Genomic DNA, 16,978 nt, shown 5'->3' on the forward strand with positions numbered 1-16,978 from the left:
CGCGGTGTCGCTCACCGCGGCAGGACGACCACATACGGGGCCGGGTCGCGGTCGGCCGCCGCGATCAGGGCGGTGCGCACCACCGCCGCCTGATCTTCAAGACCCTCCCGCAGCTTCCGCGGGGTGACCCGCACCACGGTGATGCCCAGCTCCTCCAGATGTTCGCGCTTGCGGGCATAGGCACCGCGCAGGGCGTACTCGTCATGGCGCGGCGCCCGTGCGTCGATCTCCAGCGCCACCGCCTGGTCGCGCCAGTAGGCGTCCACCTCGCCGAGGCGGTGGCCGCCGGGCAGCCGCAGCTCGACGTTCCACAGCGGCTCGGGCAGCCCGTGGCCGCGCACCATGTCGTACAGCCGCCCCTCGGCGATGGCCCGGCCCTCGGCCAGCAGCGCGTCCACCGCGTCGATCACATGCGGCCGGGACAGCAGCCGGGCCTGGCTCAGCTCCTTGACCACGGCCGTCGCATCGCAGTGGCCGTGGCGTACGGACTCGGTGAGCAGTCTGCGCACCAGTACCGCGTCGCCGATCCGGGCGACGGCGTCGGCGAGCGCGCGGGCAACGGGAACGGTGGGCACCCCCGCGAGATACCGGGGGCCGGGCAGGGTCTGCGCGCGGACGAACCGCACAAAGCCGGTGGCGCGCAGCCGCCGGGTGCGCGGCACCAGCACATCGACATGGTCCAGGGCGGACAGCGGGGGAGCGGCGGAGAAGTGGTGCAGGGCCAGCGCCGCGAGTCCGGTGACCATCGCCTCGCCGTACGGACCCTCGTCCCCGGTCCCGGTCCCGTCGGCCGCCGCCGTCTGGCGGCGGCCGGCGGTGTACAGCAGCGCCGCGTGCAGCCGCTCCTCGCCGGTGGCCGGACCGGGGTGGAGCAGATGGACGCCCGGCAGGATCTGCTGCCAGGGCCCGCCCTCCTGGGAGCGCTCGGCGGCGACGGCCGCGGTGACGCCGTGTTCGCGTAGCTGACGCGTGGTCAGAACCCGGCGCTGGACATCGGTGAGGTGGTGGAGCGGGCGGGGGGACAGCGGCGTGTTGTGGCTCATGCCCCCGCCATTCCCGCTCGTTCCACCCCACTCACCGCTGTTACCAACTCGTCGACAAACCCGGACAACACCGTCCTAAAGTACGGGAGTTCGAATGCCGAAAACGGTCCGTCAGACGGCTGCCCGCGTATCGCACTCCTGTCCGCGCAGGGCGCGCGCCAGATCGTCCCGCGCCTCCAGCACCAGCCGCCGCAGCGCGGGCGCCGCGTCCGGCCGGTCCGCCAGCCAGGCGTCGGTGGCCTTCAGCGTGGCGGCGTCGCCCTGGGTGGCCGGGAACAGACCGCGCACGATCGCCATCCCGATCTCGATCGACCGCTCCTGCCAGATGCGTTCGATCATCTCGAAGTAGCGCGGTGCGTACGGTGTCAGCAGCTCCCGCTGGCCCGCCTGGTCGAAGCCCGCGATGGTGGCCTCCACCAGGGCGTTGGAGAGCCGGTCCGAATCCACCACGGCCGCCCACGCGTCCGCCTTGACCTCCGCCGAGGGCCGCGCGGCCAGACAGCGCACCTGGTGGCGCTTGCCGGAGGCGGTGTCATCGCGGGCCAGTTCGGCCGCGATCACCGACTCGTCGGCCGCCCCGGTCGCGGCGAGCGACGCCAGGAAGGTCCAGCGCAGCTCCTGGTCGACATCGAGCCCGTCGATCCGGGCCGAACCGTCCAGCAGTCCGTGCAGCAGCCGCAGTTCGGAGTCGGCCGTGGCGAGCTGGGCGAAGAACCGGGCCCAGGCCAGCTGGTGTCCGCTGCCCGGTTCGGCGCGCCGCAGTTCGGTGAGCGCACGCTCGGCCAGCCGGGCCCCGGCCGCCTCGCGCACGTCGGGCGCGGCGTAGTGGTGCAGGGCGGACAGCGCCCATGCCTGGACCATCTGGAGCACGCCGATGTCGGTCTCGGCCCCGGCGAAGCGCAGCACCAGCCCCAGGTAGTCGCGAGCGGGCAGCAGCCCGTCCCGGGTCAGGTTCCACAGCGCGGACCAGCACAGCGCACGGGCCAGCGGATCGCTCAGCTCGCCCAGGTGCTCGCGCAGGGTGGCCAGGGAGCTCTCGTCGAAGCGGAGCTTGCAGTAGGTGAGGTCGTCGTCGTTGACCAGGACCAGCTCGGGCCGCTCGGCGCCGGTGAGCTCACCGACGACGGTACGGGGCCCGTCGATATCGGTCTCGGCGCGGGCGTAGCGCACCAGCGCCCCCGCCTCGTCCCTGCGGTACAGCCCGACGGCGATCCGGTGCGGGCGCAGGGCAGGGTGGCTCTCGGGGGCCTCCTGGACCACCGCCAGCTCGGTGATGTGCCCGGCCGCGTCACAGGTGAGCCGCGGGGTGAGCGTATTGACGCCCGCGGTCTCCAGCCAGGCCCTCGACCAGGCGGCCATGTCCCGGCCCGAGGTCTCGGTGAGCACCGCCAGCAGATCGGACAGCCGGGTGTTGCCGAAGGCGTGGCGCTTGAAGTAGCGCCGCGCGCCCTCCAGGAAGGCGTCCTGTCCGGCGTAGGCCACCAGCTGCTTGAGCGCCGAGGCGCCCTTGGCGTAGGTGATCCCGTCGAAGTTGAGCTTGGCGTCCTCCAGATCACGGATGTCGGCGGTGACCGGGTGGGTGGAGGGCAGCTGATCGGCGCGGTACGCCCAGGACTTGCGGCGGTTGGCGAAGGTGATCCAGCCGTCGGTGAAGCGGGTGGCGCCGACCAGCGAGAAGGCGCCCATGAAGTCCGCGAACGACTCCTTGAGCCACAGGTCGTCCCACCACTCCATGGTCACCAGGTCGCCGAACCACATATGCGCCATCTCATGGAGGATGACGTTGGCCCGCTGCTCGTACGAGGCCCGGGTGACCTTGCCGCGGAAGACGAACTCCTCGCGGAAGGTCACACACCCGGGGTTCTCCATGGCGCCGATGTTGTACTCGGGCACAAACGCCTGGTCGTACTTGCCGAACGGATACGGGTAGTCGAAGCGGTCGTGGAAGAAGTCCAGGCCCTGCTTGGTGACGGTGAAGATGTCGTCCGCGTCGAAGTGCTTGGCCAGCCCCGCCCGGCACAGCGCGCCCAGCGGGATCTCCAGGACCGAGCCGTCGGGCAGAGTGCGCCGGTAGGTGTCGGTCTCGTAGTGGTACGGGCCCGCGACGACCGCCGTGATGTAGGTGGAGATCGGCAGGGTCGGGGTGAAGTGGGTGGTGGTGCCGGAGCCACCGGTGGCCGCCTCGCGACGGGCCTCGGTGCCGTTGCTGAGCACGGTCCAGTGGTCGGGCGCGGTCACCGCGAAGGTGAACGGGGCCTTCAGATCCGGCTGTTCGAAGGTGGTGAAGACCCGGCGGGCGTCGGCCGGCTCGTACTGGGTGTAGAGGTAGACCTCGCCGTCCTCGGGGTCGGCGAAGTGGTGCAGCCCCTCACCGGTCCTGCTGTACGCGCACCGCGCGTCCACGGTCAGCTCGTTCTCGGCGGCGAGCCCGTCCAGCGCGATCCGGGCGCCGTCGAAGACGGCCGCCGGGTCCAGCTCCCGCCCGTTGAGGGTCACCGACGTCACCGAGGGGGCCACCAGATCGGCGAACGTCGAGGCGCCCGGCTCGGCGCAGCGGAACCGTACGGTGGTGGTGGAACGGAACGTGCGCGGCCCGGGTCCGGTGTGCGGCTCGACCGCGGACCGCACATCGAGCGCCACGTCGTAGGCGTCCACGGTCAGCAGCCTCGCCCGCTCCCGGGCCTCGTCACGGGTCAGGTTCTCACCAGGCACGACGCGGACTCCCTCGACCTCATCTCGAATATCGGACAGCGCGCATCATGTCACGCCGTACTCCCCGGGGGAATCGGGGAATGGCGCCCGAGCGTGGCCGCGTTGGGGTAAGGAGAGGCCCGATATCCGTATGCGTTCCGTATGCGTTTGCACAAGGAGACACCGTGACCGAGACCACCAAGACTCCCGCCGACTTCTGGTTCGATCCGCTCTGCCCCTGGGCCTGGATGACCTCGCGCTGGATGCTCGAGGTGGAGAAGGTCCGCCCGGTCGAGGTGCGGTGGCATGTGATGAGCCTGGCCGTGCTGAACGAGCCCAAGCTGGACGAGCTGCCCGAGGAGTACCGCGAGCTGTTGAAGACCGCCTGGGGCCCGGTGCGGGTCTGCATCGCCGCCGAGCAGAAGCACGGCAGCCAGGTGCTCGGCCCGCTCTACACCGCCCTGGGCACCCGCTTCCACAACCAGAGCTTGGAGAAGAGCCGCGAGACGATCGTGGCCGCCCTGGAGGAGGCGGGACTGCCCGCCGACCTCGCGGACGCCGCCGACTCCGACGCCTATGACACCGAGCTGCGCGCCTCCCACAAGGAGGGCATCGACCTGGTGGGCCAGGACGTGGGCACCCCTGTGATCGCCGTACCGGGTCCGGACGGCGAGCGCGTCGCCTTCTTCGGCCCGGTGGTGACCCCCGCGCCCAAGGGCGAGGAGGCCGCGAAGCTGTGGGACGGCACCCTGATGGTCGCCTCCATCCCCGGCTTCTACGAGATCAAGCGGACGCGGACGGTCGGCCCGATCTTCGACTGAGTCATGACCGAGTTGCCGTCCGCGAACGGCGGGGCCCCGCGCGAGTCGACCGCGCGGGGCCCCTTTCTCCGCCTGCCAGGTGTTCGGTGAGAAGACGATCACGCAAGCAGGAGGTCTGTTACGGCGCGAGCAGCAGGTTGTTCGCGCGTTCCCTCGCGGCCGTGTAACGGCGCGCCACGTCCTGCCAGTTGACCACCTTCCACATGGCTTCGATGAAGTCCACCTTCTGGTTCTTGTACTGGAGGTAGAAGGCGTGCTCCCAGGCGTCGAAGACCAGGATCGGCACCGAGCCCTGGCCGACGTTCCCCTGGTGGTCGTAGACCTGCTCGACGATCAGCCGCCCGCTCACCGGCTCGTACGCCAGCACCCCCCAGCCGGAGCCCTGGGTGGTCGCGGACGCCTTGGAGAGCTGGGCCTTGAACGCCGCGAAGGACCCGAAGTGCTCGGTGATGGCGTCGGCCAGCTCGCCCACCCCGTCCGTCGCCAGCGGCTCGCCGCCGCCGTCACCGGTCATGTTGTGCCAGTAGATGCTGTGCAGGATGTGGCCCGACAGATGGAAGGCCAGGTTCTTCTCGAGGCCGTTGATCGCGCCCCACTGGTCCTTGTCCCGCGCCTCCGCGAGCTGCTCCATCGTGTCGTTCGCGCCCTTGACGTACGCGGCGTGGTGCTTGTCGTGGTGCAGCTCGATGATCTCGGGGCTGATGACCGGGGCCAGCGCCGCGTAGTCGTACGGAAGTTCAGGAAGTGTGTAGATGGCCATGCGAGCCCTCCGGGACCGGCTTAATGCAATTAACTTGCAACTGCACGGTATCAGCAAGAACGTTTTCCGCCGGGCGGGACGGGATCTCCGGGCCAAAAGAAGGAGGCGGGGTGGGTCCCCGGACCGAGGACCCACCCCGCCTCCCAGCGGGAATCACGGGATCAGGCGTTGCGGGACACCGCCCGCTGGCGGACATAGCCGATGATCGCCAGCGCCACCGTCAGCCCGGCCGTCGCGTACAGCTGGCTGCGGGTGTCGGCCTCGCGCAGCATCAGCACCAGCACGCCGATCGTCGCGGCCAGCGCGATCCAGGTGAGGTAGGGGAACAGCCACATCTTCACCACCAGCTTCTCCGGCGCCTCGCGCTGGAGCTTGCTGCGCATCCGCAGCTGGGCGGCGGCGATGAAGGCCCACACCACCAGCACCGCGGCGCCGACCATGTTGAGCAGCCACTTGAAGATGGTGTCCGGCCACCAGTAGCTCAGCAGCACCGCCACAAAGCCGAAGAAGGACGAGGCGAGCACGGTGAGCCGGGGGACACCACCGCTGACCTTGCCCAGGAAGGCCGGGCCCTCACCGCGGGCCACCAGCGAGTACGACATCCGGGAGGCGCCGTAGATGTTGGCGTTCATCGCGGAGAGCAGGGCGATCAGCACGATGACGTTCATGATGTTGCCGGCCGCGGGGATGTCGAGGTGGTTCAGGACCGCCACGTACGGGCCGTCGGCCAGGATCGCCTTGTCGTCCCAGGGGATCAGCGTGACGACCACCAGCATCGAGCCGACGTAGAACAGGGCGATCCGCCACATCGCGGTGCGCACGGCCGAGGCGACGCTCTTGACCGGGTTCTCGGACTCGGCCGCGGCGATGGTCACCGTCTCCAGACCGCCGTAGGCGAACACCGAGGCGAGCAGACCCACCACCAGGCCGTCCATACCGTTGGGCAGGAAGCCGCCGTCGCCGGAGAGGTTGGAGCCGCCCGGGGCGTCGGTGCCCGGCAGCACACCGGCTATCGCCAGGGCGCCCAGGACCAGGAAGAGCGTGATCGCGGCGATCTTCAGCGCGGCGAACCAGAACTCGAACTCACCGAAGTTGCTGACCGCGGCCAGGTTGGTGCCGCAGAAGACCGCCATGAACAGGGCGACCCACATCCAGGAGTCGGTGCTCGGGAACCACTGGACCATGATCCCGGCGGCGCCGATCGCCTCGGCCGCGATGCCCACGCACAGCAGCACCCAGAACATCCAGCCCGCGGTGAACCCCGCCCACGGCCCGATCGCCCGCTCCGCATGCACCGAGAAGGAGCCCGACGCCGGGTTGGCGGCCGACATCTCGCCCAGCATCCGCATCACCAGCATCACCAGCAGCCCGGACAGGGCGTAGGCGAGCACGATGGAGGGGCCGGCGGCGGCGATACCGGCGCCGGAGCCGACGAACAGGCCCGCTCCGATCACCCCGCCGAGGGCGATCATCGACAGATGGCGCTGCTTGAGCCCGTGGGAGAGCGCGGGCGAGGCAGGTGTGCCCGCGCCGGTGGCCTCCATGTCGCGCTGTGGCGCGGAGGACGCAGGTGTCCGGTTCATGTGGTCTTCTCTGTCCCTTGGGTGGGGGGCGAACGTCTGTCCCTCAGGTGGGGGCGGACGGATGCAAAACGAACTCAGTGTGAGGGGAGTGTCCGGTGAGGACAACACCGCGAGCGAGATTGTCTGGATACCGGACGCCTCGGTGACGCTCCGTATCGCGGCGCTCTGCCGGAAGCCGCCAAGCGCGGGGTCCGCCCTTTGTGGTCAACCGACGGTGATCGGGGCGGTCGCGCCGGGTTAGCGTCGGCTTGTTGTCCATCACCTCTGCACCACCTCTCACCTGGGAGCTTCGCTGATGAGCACCGCTTCGCCCGCCGCCTCGACCGGTACGGTCCTCGCGGACGTGGTCTTCCCCGCCCGCCCCGCCCGTGCGGCCGGTCTCCCCGACCGGCGCGCCCTGGCCCGTGACGCCGCGCTGGTGCTCGGCGGCGCCGCGCTCACCGGGCTGGCCGCACAGCTGTCGGTGCCGGTCCCCGGCTCGCCGGTGCCGGTGACCGGCCAGACCTTCGCCGCCCTGCTGGTGGGCACCTCGCTGGGCGCGGGGCGCGGTTTCGCGTCCCTGCTGCTGTACGCCGTGGCCGGTATGGCGGGCATGCCGTGGTTCGCCGAGGGCAGCTCCGGCGCCGCCGCCCCGTCCTTCGGCTATGTGCTGGGCATGCTGCTCGCCGCGACCGTCGTGGGCGCCCTGGCCCGGCGCGGCGGCGACCGCGGGGTGCTGCGCACCGCGGGCACCATGGCGGTCGGCTCCGCGATCATCTACGCGGTGGGCGTCCCCTACCTGGCGCTGGCCGCCGACATCTCGCTCGCCCAGGCGGTCGCCGTCGGGCTGACCCCGTTCCTCATCGGGGACGCCCTGAAGGCGGCGCTGGCGATGGGGGCGCTGCCCGCCGCCTGGAAGCTGGTGGGCCGCCGGGGCTGAGCCGGTACGCCCCGCGGCGTTCGCGGGGTCGTGCGGCACCCCACGGGGCACAGGAGCCGCATAACGGAGCCGGGGCCCGTACCATCCGCTGGTGCGGGCCCCGGTCCGTGTGGCACGGCTCGTAGGCACCCGAAGTCCCGGTGGACCGGGAGGCGGCTTACGGGGCCACGGACTCCTTGGCGCGGCTCTCGGCGCCGTCCACCTGCTGCCGCTGGGGCGACAGCTTGTCGCGGACCAGGGCGAAGGCGACCACCAGTGCGGCCACCAGCGCGGAGAGGATGACCTGCTCGCGCCCGTCCTTGTCGGTGAGCATGTAGACCAGCACGAACGAGATCATCGCGATGGTCGCCCAGGTCAGGTACGGGAACAGCCACATCCGGACGACCAGCTTCTCCGGGTTCTCGCGCAGGATGATCCCGCGCATCCGCAGCTGGGTGAAGCAGATGACCAGCCAGACGAAGAGCGCGACGGCACCCGAGGAGTTCAGCAGGAAGTCGAAGACCGTGTCCGGCCACTGGTAGTTGAACCAGACGGCGATGAAGCCGAAGACGACCGAGCCGAGAATCGCGGTCTGCGGCACACCGCGGGAGTTGGTCCGGGCGAACGCGGCCGGGGCGTCGGAGCGCTGGCCGAGCGAGAAGGCCATCCGGGAGGCGGTGTAGAGGCCGGAGTTGAGGCAGGAGAGCACGGCGGTCAGCACGATGACGTTCATGACCTGGCCGGCGTGCGGGATGCCGATGGATTCCAGCGCGGCCACGTAGGAGCCCTTGTCGGCGATCGCCTTGGAGTCCCAGGGCAGCAGCGTGACGACCACGAAGATCGAGCCCAGGTAGAAGACCGCGATACGCCAGATCACGCTGTTGGTGGCCTTGGTGACGGCCCGCTGCGGGTCCTCGGACTCACCGGCGGCCAGGGTGACGATCTCGCTGCCCATGAAGGAGAAGACGACCAGCAGCACACCGCTGAGGATCGCCCCCGGCCCGTTCGGCAGGAAGCCACTGTGGTCGGTCAGATGGGCCAGGCCGTTCCCCGGGTTGTCCGAGCCCGGCAGGATGCCGAACACGGCCAGTCCGCCGATCACGATGAACGCCGCGATGGCGACGACCTTGATGCCCGCGAACCAGAACTCGAACTCACCGTAGGAGGCGACCGAGACCAGGTTGGTGGCGGTGAGCACGATCATCACGATCAGTGCCCAGGCCCACTGCGGAACGGCCGGTACCCAGCCCTCGAGGATCACCGCGCCCGCGGTCGCCTCGACGGCCAGCACCACGACCCAGAAGAACCAGTACAGCCAGCCGATGGAGAAGCCCGCCCAGCGGCCGAGCGCCCGGTCCGCATAGGCGGAGAAGGAACCGGAGGTGGGGTTGGCGGCGGCCATCTCGCCGAGCATCCGCATCACCATGACGACCATCAGGCCGACCAGGGCGTACGAGATCAGAATGCCGGGTCCCGCCTTGGCGATACCCGCGCTGGAGCCCACGAACAGGCCGGCGCCGATCACACCGCCAATGGCGATCATCGACAGATGTCGGTTCTTGAGTCCGGCCTTCAGGCCGTCGGGGGAGCCGGGGCCGGTGTCGCCGGGCCTCTGCTGCTCCGCGCTGGTCGCGGGTTGTGCGCTCATGGACTCGATTCCTTTGCTCTCGGGTTACGAGCGACGCCAGTGAATCTCAGGAAGACGGATTGAAGAACCTTTGATTCCAGATTGTTACCTGAGCTTTCCATGAGGTTCCTTGGTTTAGGCGAGGTTTTTGTGGTCGTCCACCCGGCGCGGCAGGGGCTGCACGGGCGTGTCACACTCAGGACATGCGCGTGTACCTCGGTTCCGACCATGCCGGTTACGACCTCAAGAACCACCTCGTGGAGTGGCTCAAGGCGGGCGGGCACGAGCCCGTCGACTGCGGCCCGCACATCTACGACGCCCAGGACGACTACCCGCCGTTCTGTCTGCGTGCCGCTGAGCGGACCGCCGCCGACCCCGACAGCCTCGGCGTCGTGATCGGCGGATCCGGCAATGGTGAACAGATCGCTGCCAACAAGGTCAAGGGGGTCAGGGCCGCTCTCGCGTGGAGTGAGCAGACCGCCGCGCTCGGTCGCGAGCACAACAACGCCAATGTGATCAGCGTGGGCGCCCGGATGCACACGGAGGAAGAGGCGACCAAGTTCGTCGAGATCTTCCTCAACACCCCGTACTCGGGTGAGGAGCGTCACACCCGGCGGATCGAGATGCTCTCCGCGTACGAGACCACCGGCGAACTGCCCCCGATCCCGGCCCACCACCCCGACCACGCCTGATGCCCGAAGGGCACACCATCCACCGGCTGGCCGCCGACCACCTCGAGCGGTTCGGCGGCCGGGCCGTCCGGGCCAGCAGCCCCCAGGGCAAGTTCGCCGATGGCGCCGCCCTGATCGACGGACAGCCGCTGCACCACGCCGAGGCCCACGGCAAACACCTCTTCCTGGACTTCGCCGGCACCGGCTGGGTCCATGTCCATCTCGGCCTCTTCGGGAAGTACGGCTTCGGCCCGGCCCCCGCCCCGCCGCCCACCGACACCGTCCGGCTGCGGCTGGCCAACTCCGGGGCTTACGCGGATCTGCGCGGCCCGACCGCCTGTGCGCTGATCACCGAGGACGAGAAGCGGGCGGTGCACGACCGGCTCGGCCCCGACCCGCTGCGCCCGGAGGACGACGGCGAGCGCGCCTGGGACCGGATCTCCCGCAGCCGGGTCAGCGTCGCCGCCCTGCTGATGGACCAGAAGATCGTCTCCGGGGTGGGCAATGTGTACCGCGCCGAGGTGCTGTTCCGGCACGGCATCGACCCGTACCGCCCCGGCCGCGGGCTCACCCGCGCCGAGTGGGACGCGATGTGGGCGGATCTGGCGGAGCTGATGCGCGAGGGCGTACGGAACAACCGGATCGACACCGTCCGGCCCGAGCACACCCCCGAGGCGATGGGCCGCCCGCCGCGCGTGGACGACCACGGCGGCGAGGTGTACGTCTACCGCCGCGCCGGGCAGCCCTGCCACATCTGCGGCGGCGAGGTCCGCACCGCCGACCTCGCCGCCCGCAATCTCTTCTGGTGCCCCGGCTGTCAGCGGGCTTGAACGCCCCGTCGGCCGCCTCAGAAGCCGTGCGGGAGCCAGGGGGCCCGGGTGCTCAGGAAAGCGGCCGACGCCGCCTCCAGGGCCCCTTCGCGCGCCTCCCGCACCCGGCCCGCGCCCGCCAGGGCGTCCAGCGACACCCCGCCGAGGTAGGCCGCGCCCAACTCCCGTACGCCGAGACGGAGATCGGGGGCGTCGGAGGTGCGGGCGCACGAGGCGCCCTTGGCGTCGCCGGTCAGCCGCCAGCGCCCCTCGTTCCAGGGGCAGAAGGGGTCGGTCACCTCCAGCACGACATCCAGCGGCGCGGTGTACGCCCGTGCCTCCAGCGCCGCGCCCACCTCCACCAGCCGTACGTGCAGCCGGTCCTTCAGCCGCACCTGGCACCGCCGGATGTCCGAGACCAGGTGCTGCCAGGGGTCGTCGACCGGACGGCCTTCGGTGCGGATGACCGAGGTCAGGTCGATCTCGAACAGGAAGCGCCACAGCGCCGCACAGGAGGCCGGGTCCAGGGCGTCCAGATCGCGCAGCAGGACCATGCCCTTGGGCCCGGCCAGGTCCCAGTCCGCCTTGACGGCGAACCGCGCGTACCCGGTGACCTCGCCGTCCGACTCGGCCAGCACACAGCGCAGCGGGGACGCCCCCTCGCGCTCACCCGGCGGGTCGAGCACCGGCAGCCGCTCCCAGCCCGGGAGGCGCTCCAGCATGCCCGGCCGGGTGGGCACCAGCCGGGCGTAGACGGCCTCGCAGGCCGCGGCCCCGTCGGCCGGGGCCACCTCCCGCAGGGTCACCGCGTCGGTGCCGTCGGGGACGGACAGCCGCACCCGGTCGGTGTCGATCTCCGCGTACGCGTTCTGGGTGGCGATGCCGTAGCCGAACCGGCCGTAGATATCCGGTTCCGATGCGGTCAGCACCGCCAGCGGCTCGCCCGCCGCGCGGATGTCGTCCAACTGGCGTCTCATCATGGAGCGCAGCACTCCGCGCCGCCGGTGGGTCGGCTGCACGCTGACCATGGTCACACCGGCCGCGGCCACCGACGCCCCGCCGGGAACCGTCATCCGGAAGCTGAACAGACCCGCGGTACCGACGAGGTCCTCGCCGTCCCACATCCCGATCGACCGCTCGCATTCGGTCAACTCCCGCCAGAGCGCGATTTCCTCGGGCGCTTCGGGAACTCCGCCGAATGCGAGGAGCAGCTTTCCGTACCAATCATCCCAAATCGCAGGATCGAGCACGCGTAGCGCAGTCGTCATATTCCTATCCCTAGCAGCAGTTTCCCGTACACGCGAACGAATTTCGCTTACGATTGCCCCCCTGCGCGGGTGGTTCGACGCGCCACGAATCGACGCGCGTCCAAACGGGTGGGTAGGGTCCCGGTGCAATGACAGGCGGCGTGGACACCCCGATGGCCCGGGTGCGCAGAGCACTGCACCGGGCTCGCACAGCCGTGCGCAAAGCCGGAGTGGACTATTTCCGCGGTGAGGGCTCCGACCGGCTGGCCCTGGCCGTGCTGCTCCTCGGCGTCCCCGCCATCGCCTGCGGCACCATCGCCCAGCCCGACTGGTGCGCCCCCTCCGCGCTCGTCCTGCCCATCGTCGCGGGCGGTCTGCTGCTGCGCCCCGCCAGTCTGCTCGCCCTCTACGCGGCCGCCGCCACCGCCCTGATCGTGGAGTCCGCCGTCCTCGGCCCCTACACCGAGGAGGACGCCTCCTCCCGGGTCACCCCGGGCACCATCCTGGTCGTCGCCGCCGTCGGCTTCTTCGGCCTGCTGATCGCCCAGTTCCGCAGCCGGGTCGGGGTGCCCTGGCGGCGCGGCGGCACCATGCTGTTCGACCTGCGCGAGCGCATCCGCGTACAGAGCAAACTGCCCGGACTGCCGCGCGGCTGGCACCGCGAGATGGCACTGCGCCCGGCCGGCGGACAGTCCTTCTCCGGCGACTTCGTGGTGGCCGCCCGCACCGGCGGCGGGCGCACCCTCGAGGTCGTCCTCACCGACGTCTCCGGCAAGGGCATGGACGCGGCCTCCCGCGCCCTGCTGCTCTCCGGCGCCTTCGGCGGCCTCCTCGGCTCCCTGCCGCCGCACGGCTTCCTTCCCGCCGCCAACGGCTATCTCCTCCGGCAGGACTGGGACGAGGGCTTCGCGACCTCCGTCCACCTCGTCCTCGACCTCGACAGCGGCGACTTCGAGCTGTTCTCCGCCGGACACCTCCCCGCCCTCCAACTCAGCGCGGGCACCGGCAAATGGGAGGAGAAGGCCGCCGACGGCCCGCTCCTGGGCGTCTACGACGGTGCCCAGTTCGACCCCATCAAGGGCACCCTCCGCCCCGGCGACGTCCTGATGCTCTTCACCGACGGCCTCGTGGAGACCGCCGACCGGGACATCAGCGAAGGCATCGACCGCCTCACCGGCGAGGCCGACCGCTATGTCTCCGCCGGCTTCCAGGGTGCCGCCTGGCATCTGATCGAGACGGTGGCCAAGGACGTCAACGACGACCGCGCGCTGCTGCTGATCTGCCGCGAGTAGGACGGCCCCCAGGTCACCGGGGGTTAGCCCCACCCCGTACACACCGGAAACCGCCATGGCCGCGGCCGCTCCGCGCTCCGTACGTTCGAGGGAATCGGGCGAACTCCTCGGAAGGCGGAAACCATGCGGCTGCGCGAGCGGCGACGCGGGCATCACACCAGCGGGCAGCACACCGGCGAGTACGACGCGGCCGGAACCGGCGACCACGCCGTCGGCCGCGGTGGCGGCGCCGTGCACGCCTTGCGCGGGATCGACCTTGTGCTGCCGCGCGGCAGCTTCACCGCCGTGATGGGCCCGTCCGGATCCGGCAAGTCCACGTTCCTCCAGTGCGCCGCGGGACTCGACCGGCCCACCGCGGGATCCGTACGGCTGGGCGGCACCGAGATCACCGGCATGAGCGAGAACAAGCTCACCGCGCTGCGCCGCAGCCGCCTCGGCTTCGTCTTCCAGGCCTTCAATCTGCTGCCTTCGCTCACCGTCGAGCAGAACGTGCTGCTCCCCCTGCGGCTCGCGGGCGTCCGCCCCGACCGCCGCCTGGCCCGCGAAGTGCTCGCCCAAGTCGGACTGCACGAGCACTCCCAGCACCGCCCCGGGCAGCTCTCCGGCGGCCAGCAACAGCGCGTGGCCATCGCCCGAGCCCTCGTCACCCGCCCTGACGTCGTCTTCGCCGACGAGCCGACCGGCGCCCTGGACACCGTCACCGCCGCCGAGGTGCTCGTCCTGCTGCGGCACGCCGTGGACGCGCTCGGCGCGACCGTCGTCATGGTCACCCACGACCCGGTGGCCGCCGGCTACGCCGACCACACGCTCTTCCTCGCCGACGGCTCCATCGCCGACCGGCTGCCCCGCTCCCCGGCAGCCGACATCGCCGAGCGGATGACCCGGCTCACCGGCCGGGTCCCCGCCGCCGCTGCCGCTGCCATGGCCGGGGGACCGGTCCGATGAGGTCGTTCAGCAACGGACTGGCCCGCGCCGCCGTCCGGTTCAAACCGTCCGCCTTCGCGGGCACCTTCATCGCCCTGATGCTCGCCGCGGTGATCGTGTCCGCCTGCGGGATCCTGCTGGAGACCGGCCTGAGGGCCTCCGTACCGCCGGAGCGCTACGCCGCCGCCCCCGTCGTGGCCACCGCCGATCAAGACGTCGACTACGGCAGCGGGGACGTGGCCGACAGCAAGCAGGTTCCCGACCGGGCCCGGCTCGACGCCTCCCTCGTCACCACCGCCGCCCGCACCCCGGGCGCCGCCGCGGCGGCGCCCGATCTGACCTTCCCGCTGCGCACCGCCCACGGCGGGCTGACCGGCCATGGCTGGGGCGCGGCCCCCTTCACCGGTATCGCCCTGGCCAACGGCAGCGCACCGCGCGGCGGCGAGGTGGTGCTCACCGAGGCCGCCGCCCGCGCCGCGGGCACCGGCGTGGGCGGGCGGATCACCGTGACCGCACCGGACGGCGACCACACCTTCCGGGTGTCCGGACTCGCCCGTACCACCGGCGCTGCGCACTCCGCCGAGGACGAGGGTCCGGCCGCCTGGTTCACCGACCGCCGGGCGGGGGCGCTCAGCGGCCACCCCCGTGACGTCGACGCGATCCTCGTCCGCCCCGGACCGGGCACCACCGCCGACACGCTCGCCGACCGTCTGGAGCGGGCCTTCCGGGGCGCCGCCCACGCACCGGGCGTCCACACCGGCGACGGCCGTGGCGACGTCGAGGAGCCCGCGCTCGCCGAGGCGAAGGAGACGCTCATCGCCCTCGGCGGCTCCTTCGGCGGAGTGGCCACCGCCGTCGCCGTCTTCACCGCCGCGGGCACCGTCGCCCTCTCCGTCGGCCAGCGCCGCCGCGAATTCGCGCTGCTGCGCGCGATCGGCGCCACCCCGCGCCAGATCCGCCGGTCGATCGCCACCGAGGCCCTGCTGGTCGCACCGCTCGCGGGCGCGCTCGGCTGTCTGCCCGGAATCGCCCTGGCGCGCTGGTGGTTCGGACAGCTCAAGGACAAAGGGGCGGTCCCCGAAGAGGTGGAGTTCGCGCTCTCCTGGCTGCCGCCGACGATCGCCGTCGGCGCGGGCCTGCTGACCGCTCTCCTGGCGGGCCTGGTGGCCGCCCGCCGCCCCGCGCGGATCACACCGGGCCAGGCCCTCGGCGAGGCGGCCGTCGAACGGCTGCGGCCCGGACTGATCCGTACGCCACTGGGCCTGGCCGCCCTCGTCGGCGGCTTCGTCCTCGCCGGGGTCGCCGCCTCGTCCACCGGTGAGGACGCGGCCAACGCCGCCCTCGGCGTCGTGATGCTCTTCATGCTCGCCGTGGGGCTGCTCGGCCCGCAGATCGCCCGGCTGTGCGCCTGGCTGATCGGGATGCCGCTGCGCGCGGGATCCGCCGCGGCCCATCTGGCGTCCACCACCACCCGGGCCAACGCCGGCCGCCTCGCCTCCGCGATCACCCCGATCGTGCTGGCCATGGCCTTCTCCTCCACCCTGGTCTTCCTGCACACCAGCGAGGACCACGTGACGGCGGAGCAGTCCCGGGCGGGCATCGTCGCCGACCAGGTGCTCACCGCACCCGACGGCCTCCCGTCCGGCACCGCCGAACGGGCCGCGTCCGTCCGGGGCGTCACGGCGGCGGTGGGCGTCCTGCGCACCGGCGTCCTGGTCCCGACCGGCTCGGGCGGAGCCAGTCCACTGGAAGGCGTCTCCGCCCAGGGCGTCTCGGGCGGCGGCCGCGCCCTGGCGGCGGTGCAGGATCTGGACCTCCGTACCGGCCGGCTGGACGAGCTCGGCGCGGGCCGGGTGGCGGTCGACGCGAACGTGGCGGAGGCGGCGGGCGTCGAGGTCGGCGACCGGCTGCGGCTGCGGCTCCCGGACGGCACCGCCGTGCGGCCCAAGGTGATCGCCACCTATGGGCGGGGTCTGGGCCTCGCCCGGGTCACCTTCCCCCGGGCGGCGCTGACAGCCCATGTGACGGCGTCCTTCGACAGCACGGTGCTGGTACGGGACGACGCGGGCGCGGACCGGGCGGCCGTCGCGGCGGCCCTCGGCCGGATCGGCGCGCAGGTCACCGACCGGGACGGCTACGCGGCCGCCCAGGACGAGGAGCGCGAGCTCAACGCCTGGGCCAACACCACCATGGCCGCGGTCCTCGGCGGCTTCGCCGCCGTCGGCGCCGCCAACACCCTGGTGATGACGGTGCTCGACCGCCGCCGCGAGCTGAGCACCCTGCGGCTGATCGGATCCACCCGTCGGCAGATCCTCGGGATGGTGCGCTGGGAGGCCCTGCTGGTGGCCACCGCGGGCATCGTCCTGGGCACGGCCATCGCCCTGGCGACGCTCACCCCGATGACCCGCGGGCTGACCGGGGAGGGCCCGTACATCCCGCCGCTCACCTACGGCGCCTTCGCGGGCACGGCCGTGGCGCTCGGCCTGGTGGCGACGGGGCTGCCCGCGCGGGCGGCGCTGCGCCGGAAGCGCCGGGGCCTGTAGGGACACGATGAGGGCCGGAGCCATGTGGCTCCGGCCCTCATCGTTCCCGTCGCGCGTTCCCGGGTGGGG

Annotated in this window: 13 protein-coding genes; 7 read left to right on the plus strand and 6 right to left on the minus strand. The window is 71.7% G+C overall.

What is annotated here, in order from left to right; genetic code table 11:
- Window positions 1-11: 11 nt before the first annotated feature.
- Together JK363_RS15895 and pepN are read right to left on the minus strand one after the other, a co-directional pair.
- On the minus strand, window positions 12-1,043 hold the full coding sequence (locus JK363_RS15895) for a hypothetical protein (RefSeq protein WP_201875547.1): 1,032 nt from the start codon (window positions 1,041-1,043) through the stop codon (window positions 12-14).
- Between the two features lie 111 nt (window positions 1,044-1,154).
- Window positions 1,155-3,755, minus strand: a complete 2,601-nt coding sequence (gene pepN / locus JK363_RS15900) for an aminopeptidase N (protein WP_201875548.1) — start codon at window positions 3,753-3,755, stop codon at window positions 1,155-1,157.
- Window positions 3,756-3,919: 164 nt separating this feature from the next.
- On the opposite strand from pepN, the gene JK363_RS15905 reads away from it, so the two are divergent.
- Entirely contained in the window at window positions 3,920-4,555 is a 636-nt protein-coding gene (locus JK363_RS15905; protein ID WP_201875549.1) for a mycothiol-dependent nitroreductase Rv2466c family protein, read from the plus strand.
- 118 nt (window positions 4,556-4,673) lie between these two features.
- Here JK363_RS15905 and JK363_RS15910 read toward each other — a convergent pair whose 3' ends face one another.
- On the minus strand, window positions 4,674-5,315 hold the full coding sequence (locus tag JK363_RS15910; RefSeq protein WP_201875550.1) for a superoxide dismutase: 642 nt from the start codon (window positions 5,313-5,315) through the stop codon (window positions 4,674-4,676).
- Between the two features lie 161 nt (window positions 5,316-5,476).
- Entirely contained in the window at window positions 5,477-6,898 is a 1,422-nt protein-coding gene (locus JK363_RS15915) for an amino acid permease (RefSeq protein WP_201875551.1), read from the minus strand.
- 295 nt (window positions 6,899-7,193) lie between these two features.
- Here JK363_RS15915 and JK363_RS15920 point away from each other — a divergent pair, with 295 nt between their 5' ends.
- Window positions 7,194-7,817, plus strand: coding sequence for a biotin transporter BioY (locus JK363_RS15920; RefSeq protein WP_201875552.1), 624 nt, complete (start codon window positions 7,194-7,196; stop codon window positions 7,815-7,817).
- A gap of 157 nt (window positions 7,818-7,974) precedes the next feature.
- On the opposite strand, the gene JK363_RS15925 is transcribed toward JK363_RS15920, so the two are convergent.
- Window positions 7,975-9,444 carry an amino acid permease gene (locus JK363_RS15925; RefSeq protein ID WP_201875553.1) on the minus strand — a complete coding sequence of 490 codons (1,470 nt, stop codon included), beginning with the start codon at window positions 9,442-9,444 and terminating at the stop codon, window positions 7,975-7,977.
- A 182-nt stretch (window positions 9,445-9,626) separates the two neighbouring features.
- Here JK363_RS15925 and JK363_RS15930 point away from each other — a divergent pair, with 182 nt between their 5' ends.
- Both JK363_RS15930 and JK363_RS15935 read left to right on the plus strand, forming a co-directional pair.
- The gene (locus tag JK363_RS15930) at window positions 9,627-10,115 is read left to right on the plus strand and encodes a ribose-5-phosphate isomerase (RefSeq protein WP_201875554.1); all 489 of its coding nucleotides are present in this window, start codon (window positions 9,627-9,629) and stop codon (window positions 10,113-10,115) included.
- Window positions 10,115-10,924, plus strand: coding sequence for an Fpg/Nei family DNA glycosylase (locus tag JK363_RS15935; protein ID WP_201875555.1), 810 nt, complete (start codon window positions 10,115-10,117; stop codon window positions 10,922-10,924). Before JK363_RS15930 ends, JK363_RS15935 begins: the two co-directional genes overlap by 1 nt.
- 17 nt (window positions 10,925-10,941) lie before the next feature.
- Here the strand turns inward: JK363_RS15935 and JK363_RS15940 are convergent, their stop codons facing one another.
- On the minus strand, window positions 10,942-12,171 hold the full coding sequence (locus JK363_RS15940) for a GNAT family N-acetyltransferase (protein WP_201875556.1): 1,230 nt from the start codon (window positions 12,169-12,171) through the stop codon (window positions 10,942-10,944).
- A 128-nt stretch (window positions 12,172-12,299) separates the two neighbouring features.
- Here JK363_RS15940 and JK363_RS15945 point away from each other — a divergent pair, with 128 nt between their 5' ends.
- The 3 genes from JK363_RS15945 to JK363_RS15955 all read left to right on the plus strand — a co-directional run bounded on the left by JK363_RS15945 (window position 12,300) and on the right by JK363_RS15955 (window position 16,909).
- Entirely contained in the window at window positions 12,300-13,442 is a 1,143-nt protein-coding gene (locus JK363_RS15945) for a PP2C family protein-serine/threonine phosphatase (protein WP_201875557.1), read from the plus strand.
- Window positions 13,443-13,565: 123 nt separating this feature from the next.
- Window positions 13,566-14,387 (plus strand): ABC transporter ATP-binding protein, encoded by an 822-nt coding sequence (locus JK363_RS15950; RefSeq protein ID WP_201875558.1) that lies wholly within the window; start codon window positions 13,566-13,568, stop codon window positions 14,385-14,387.
- Window positions 14,384-16,909 (plus strand): ABC transporter permease, encoded by a 2,526-nt coding sequence (locus JK363_RS15955; protein WP_201875559.1) that lies wholly within the window; start codon window positions 14,384-14,386, stop codon window positions 16,907-16,909. Before JK363_RS15950 ends, JK363_RS15955 begins: the two co-directional genes overlap by 4 nt.
- Window positions 16,910-16,978: the final 69 nt, after the last annotated feature.

Source organism: Streptomyces coffeae (assembly GCF_016741875.1).
In the GTDB taxonomy this organism is placed as follows: Bacteria; Actinomycetota; Actinomycetes; order Streptomycetales; family Streptomycetaceae; genus Streptomyces; species Streptomyces coffeae.

Coding starts and splice junctions, on each gene's coding strand:
- JK363_RS15955 (WP_201875559.1), top strand. CDS start 14,384: ATGAGGTCGTTCAGCAACGGACTGGCCCGCGCCGCCGTCCGGTTCAAA.
- JK363_RS15945 (WP_201875557.1), top strand. CDS start 12,300: ATGACAGGCGGCGTGGACACCCCGATGGCCCGGGTGCGCAGAGCACTG.
- JK363_RS15915 (WP_201875551.1), bottom strand. CDS start 6,898: ATGAACCGGACACCTGCGTCCTCCGCGCCACAGCGCGACATGGAGGCC.
- JK363_RS15920 (WP_201875552.1), top strand. CDS start 7,194: ATGAGCACCGCTTCGCCCGCCGCCTCGACCGGTACGGTCCTCGCGGAC.
- JK363_RS15910 (WP_201875550.1), bottom strand. CDS start 5,315: ATGGCCATCTACACACTTCCTGAACTTCCGTACGACTACGCGGCGCTG.
- JK363_RS15925 (WP_201875553.1), bottom strand. CDS start 9,444: ATGAGCGCACAACCCGCGACCAGCGCGGAGCAGCAGAGGCCCGGCGAC.
- JK363_RS15940 (WP_201875556.1), bottom strand. CDS start 12,171: ATGACGACTGCGCTACGCGTGCTCGATCCTGCGATTTGGGATGATTGG.
- JK363_RS15930 (WP_201875554.1), top strand. CDS start 9,627: ATGCGCGTGTACCTCGGTTCCGACCATGCCGGTTACGACCTCAAGAAC.
- JK363_RS15950 (WP_201875558.1), top strand. CDS start 13,566: ATGCGGCTGCGCGAGCGGCGACGCGGGCATCACACCAGCGGGCAGCAC.
- JK363_RS15895 (WP_201875547.1), bottom strand. CDS start 1,043: ATGAGCCACAACACGCCGCTGTCCCCCCGCCCGCTCCACCACCTCACC.
- JK363_RS15935 (WP_201875555.1), top strand. CDS start 10,115: ATGCCCGAAGGGCACACCATCCACCGGCTGGCCGCCGACCACCTCGAG.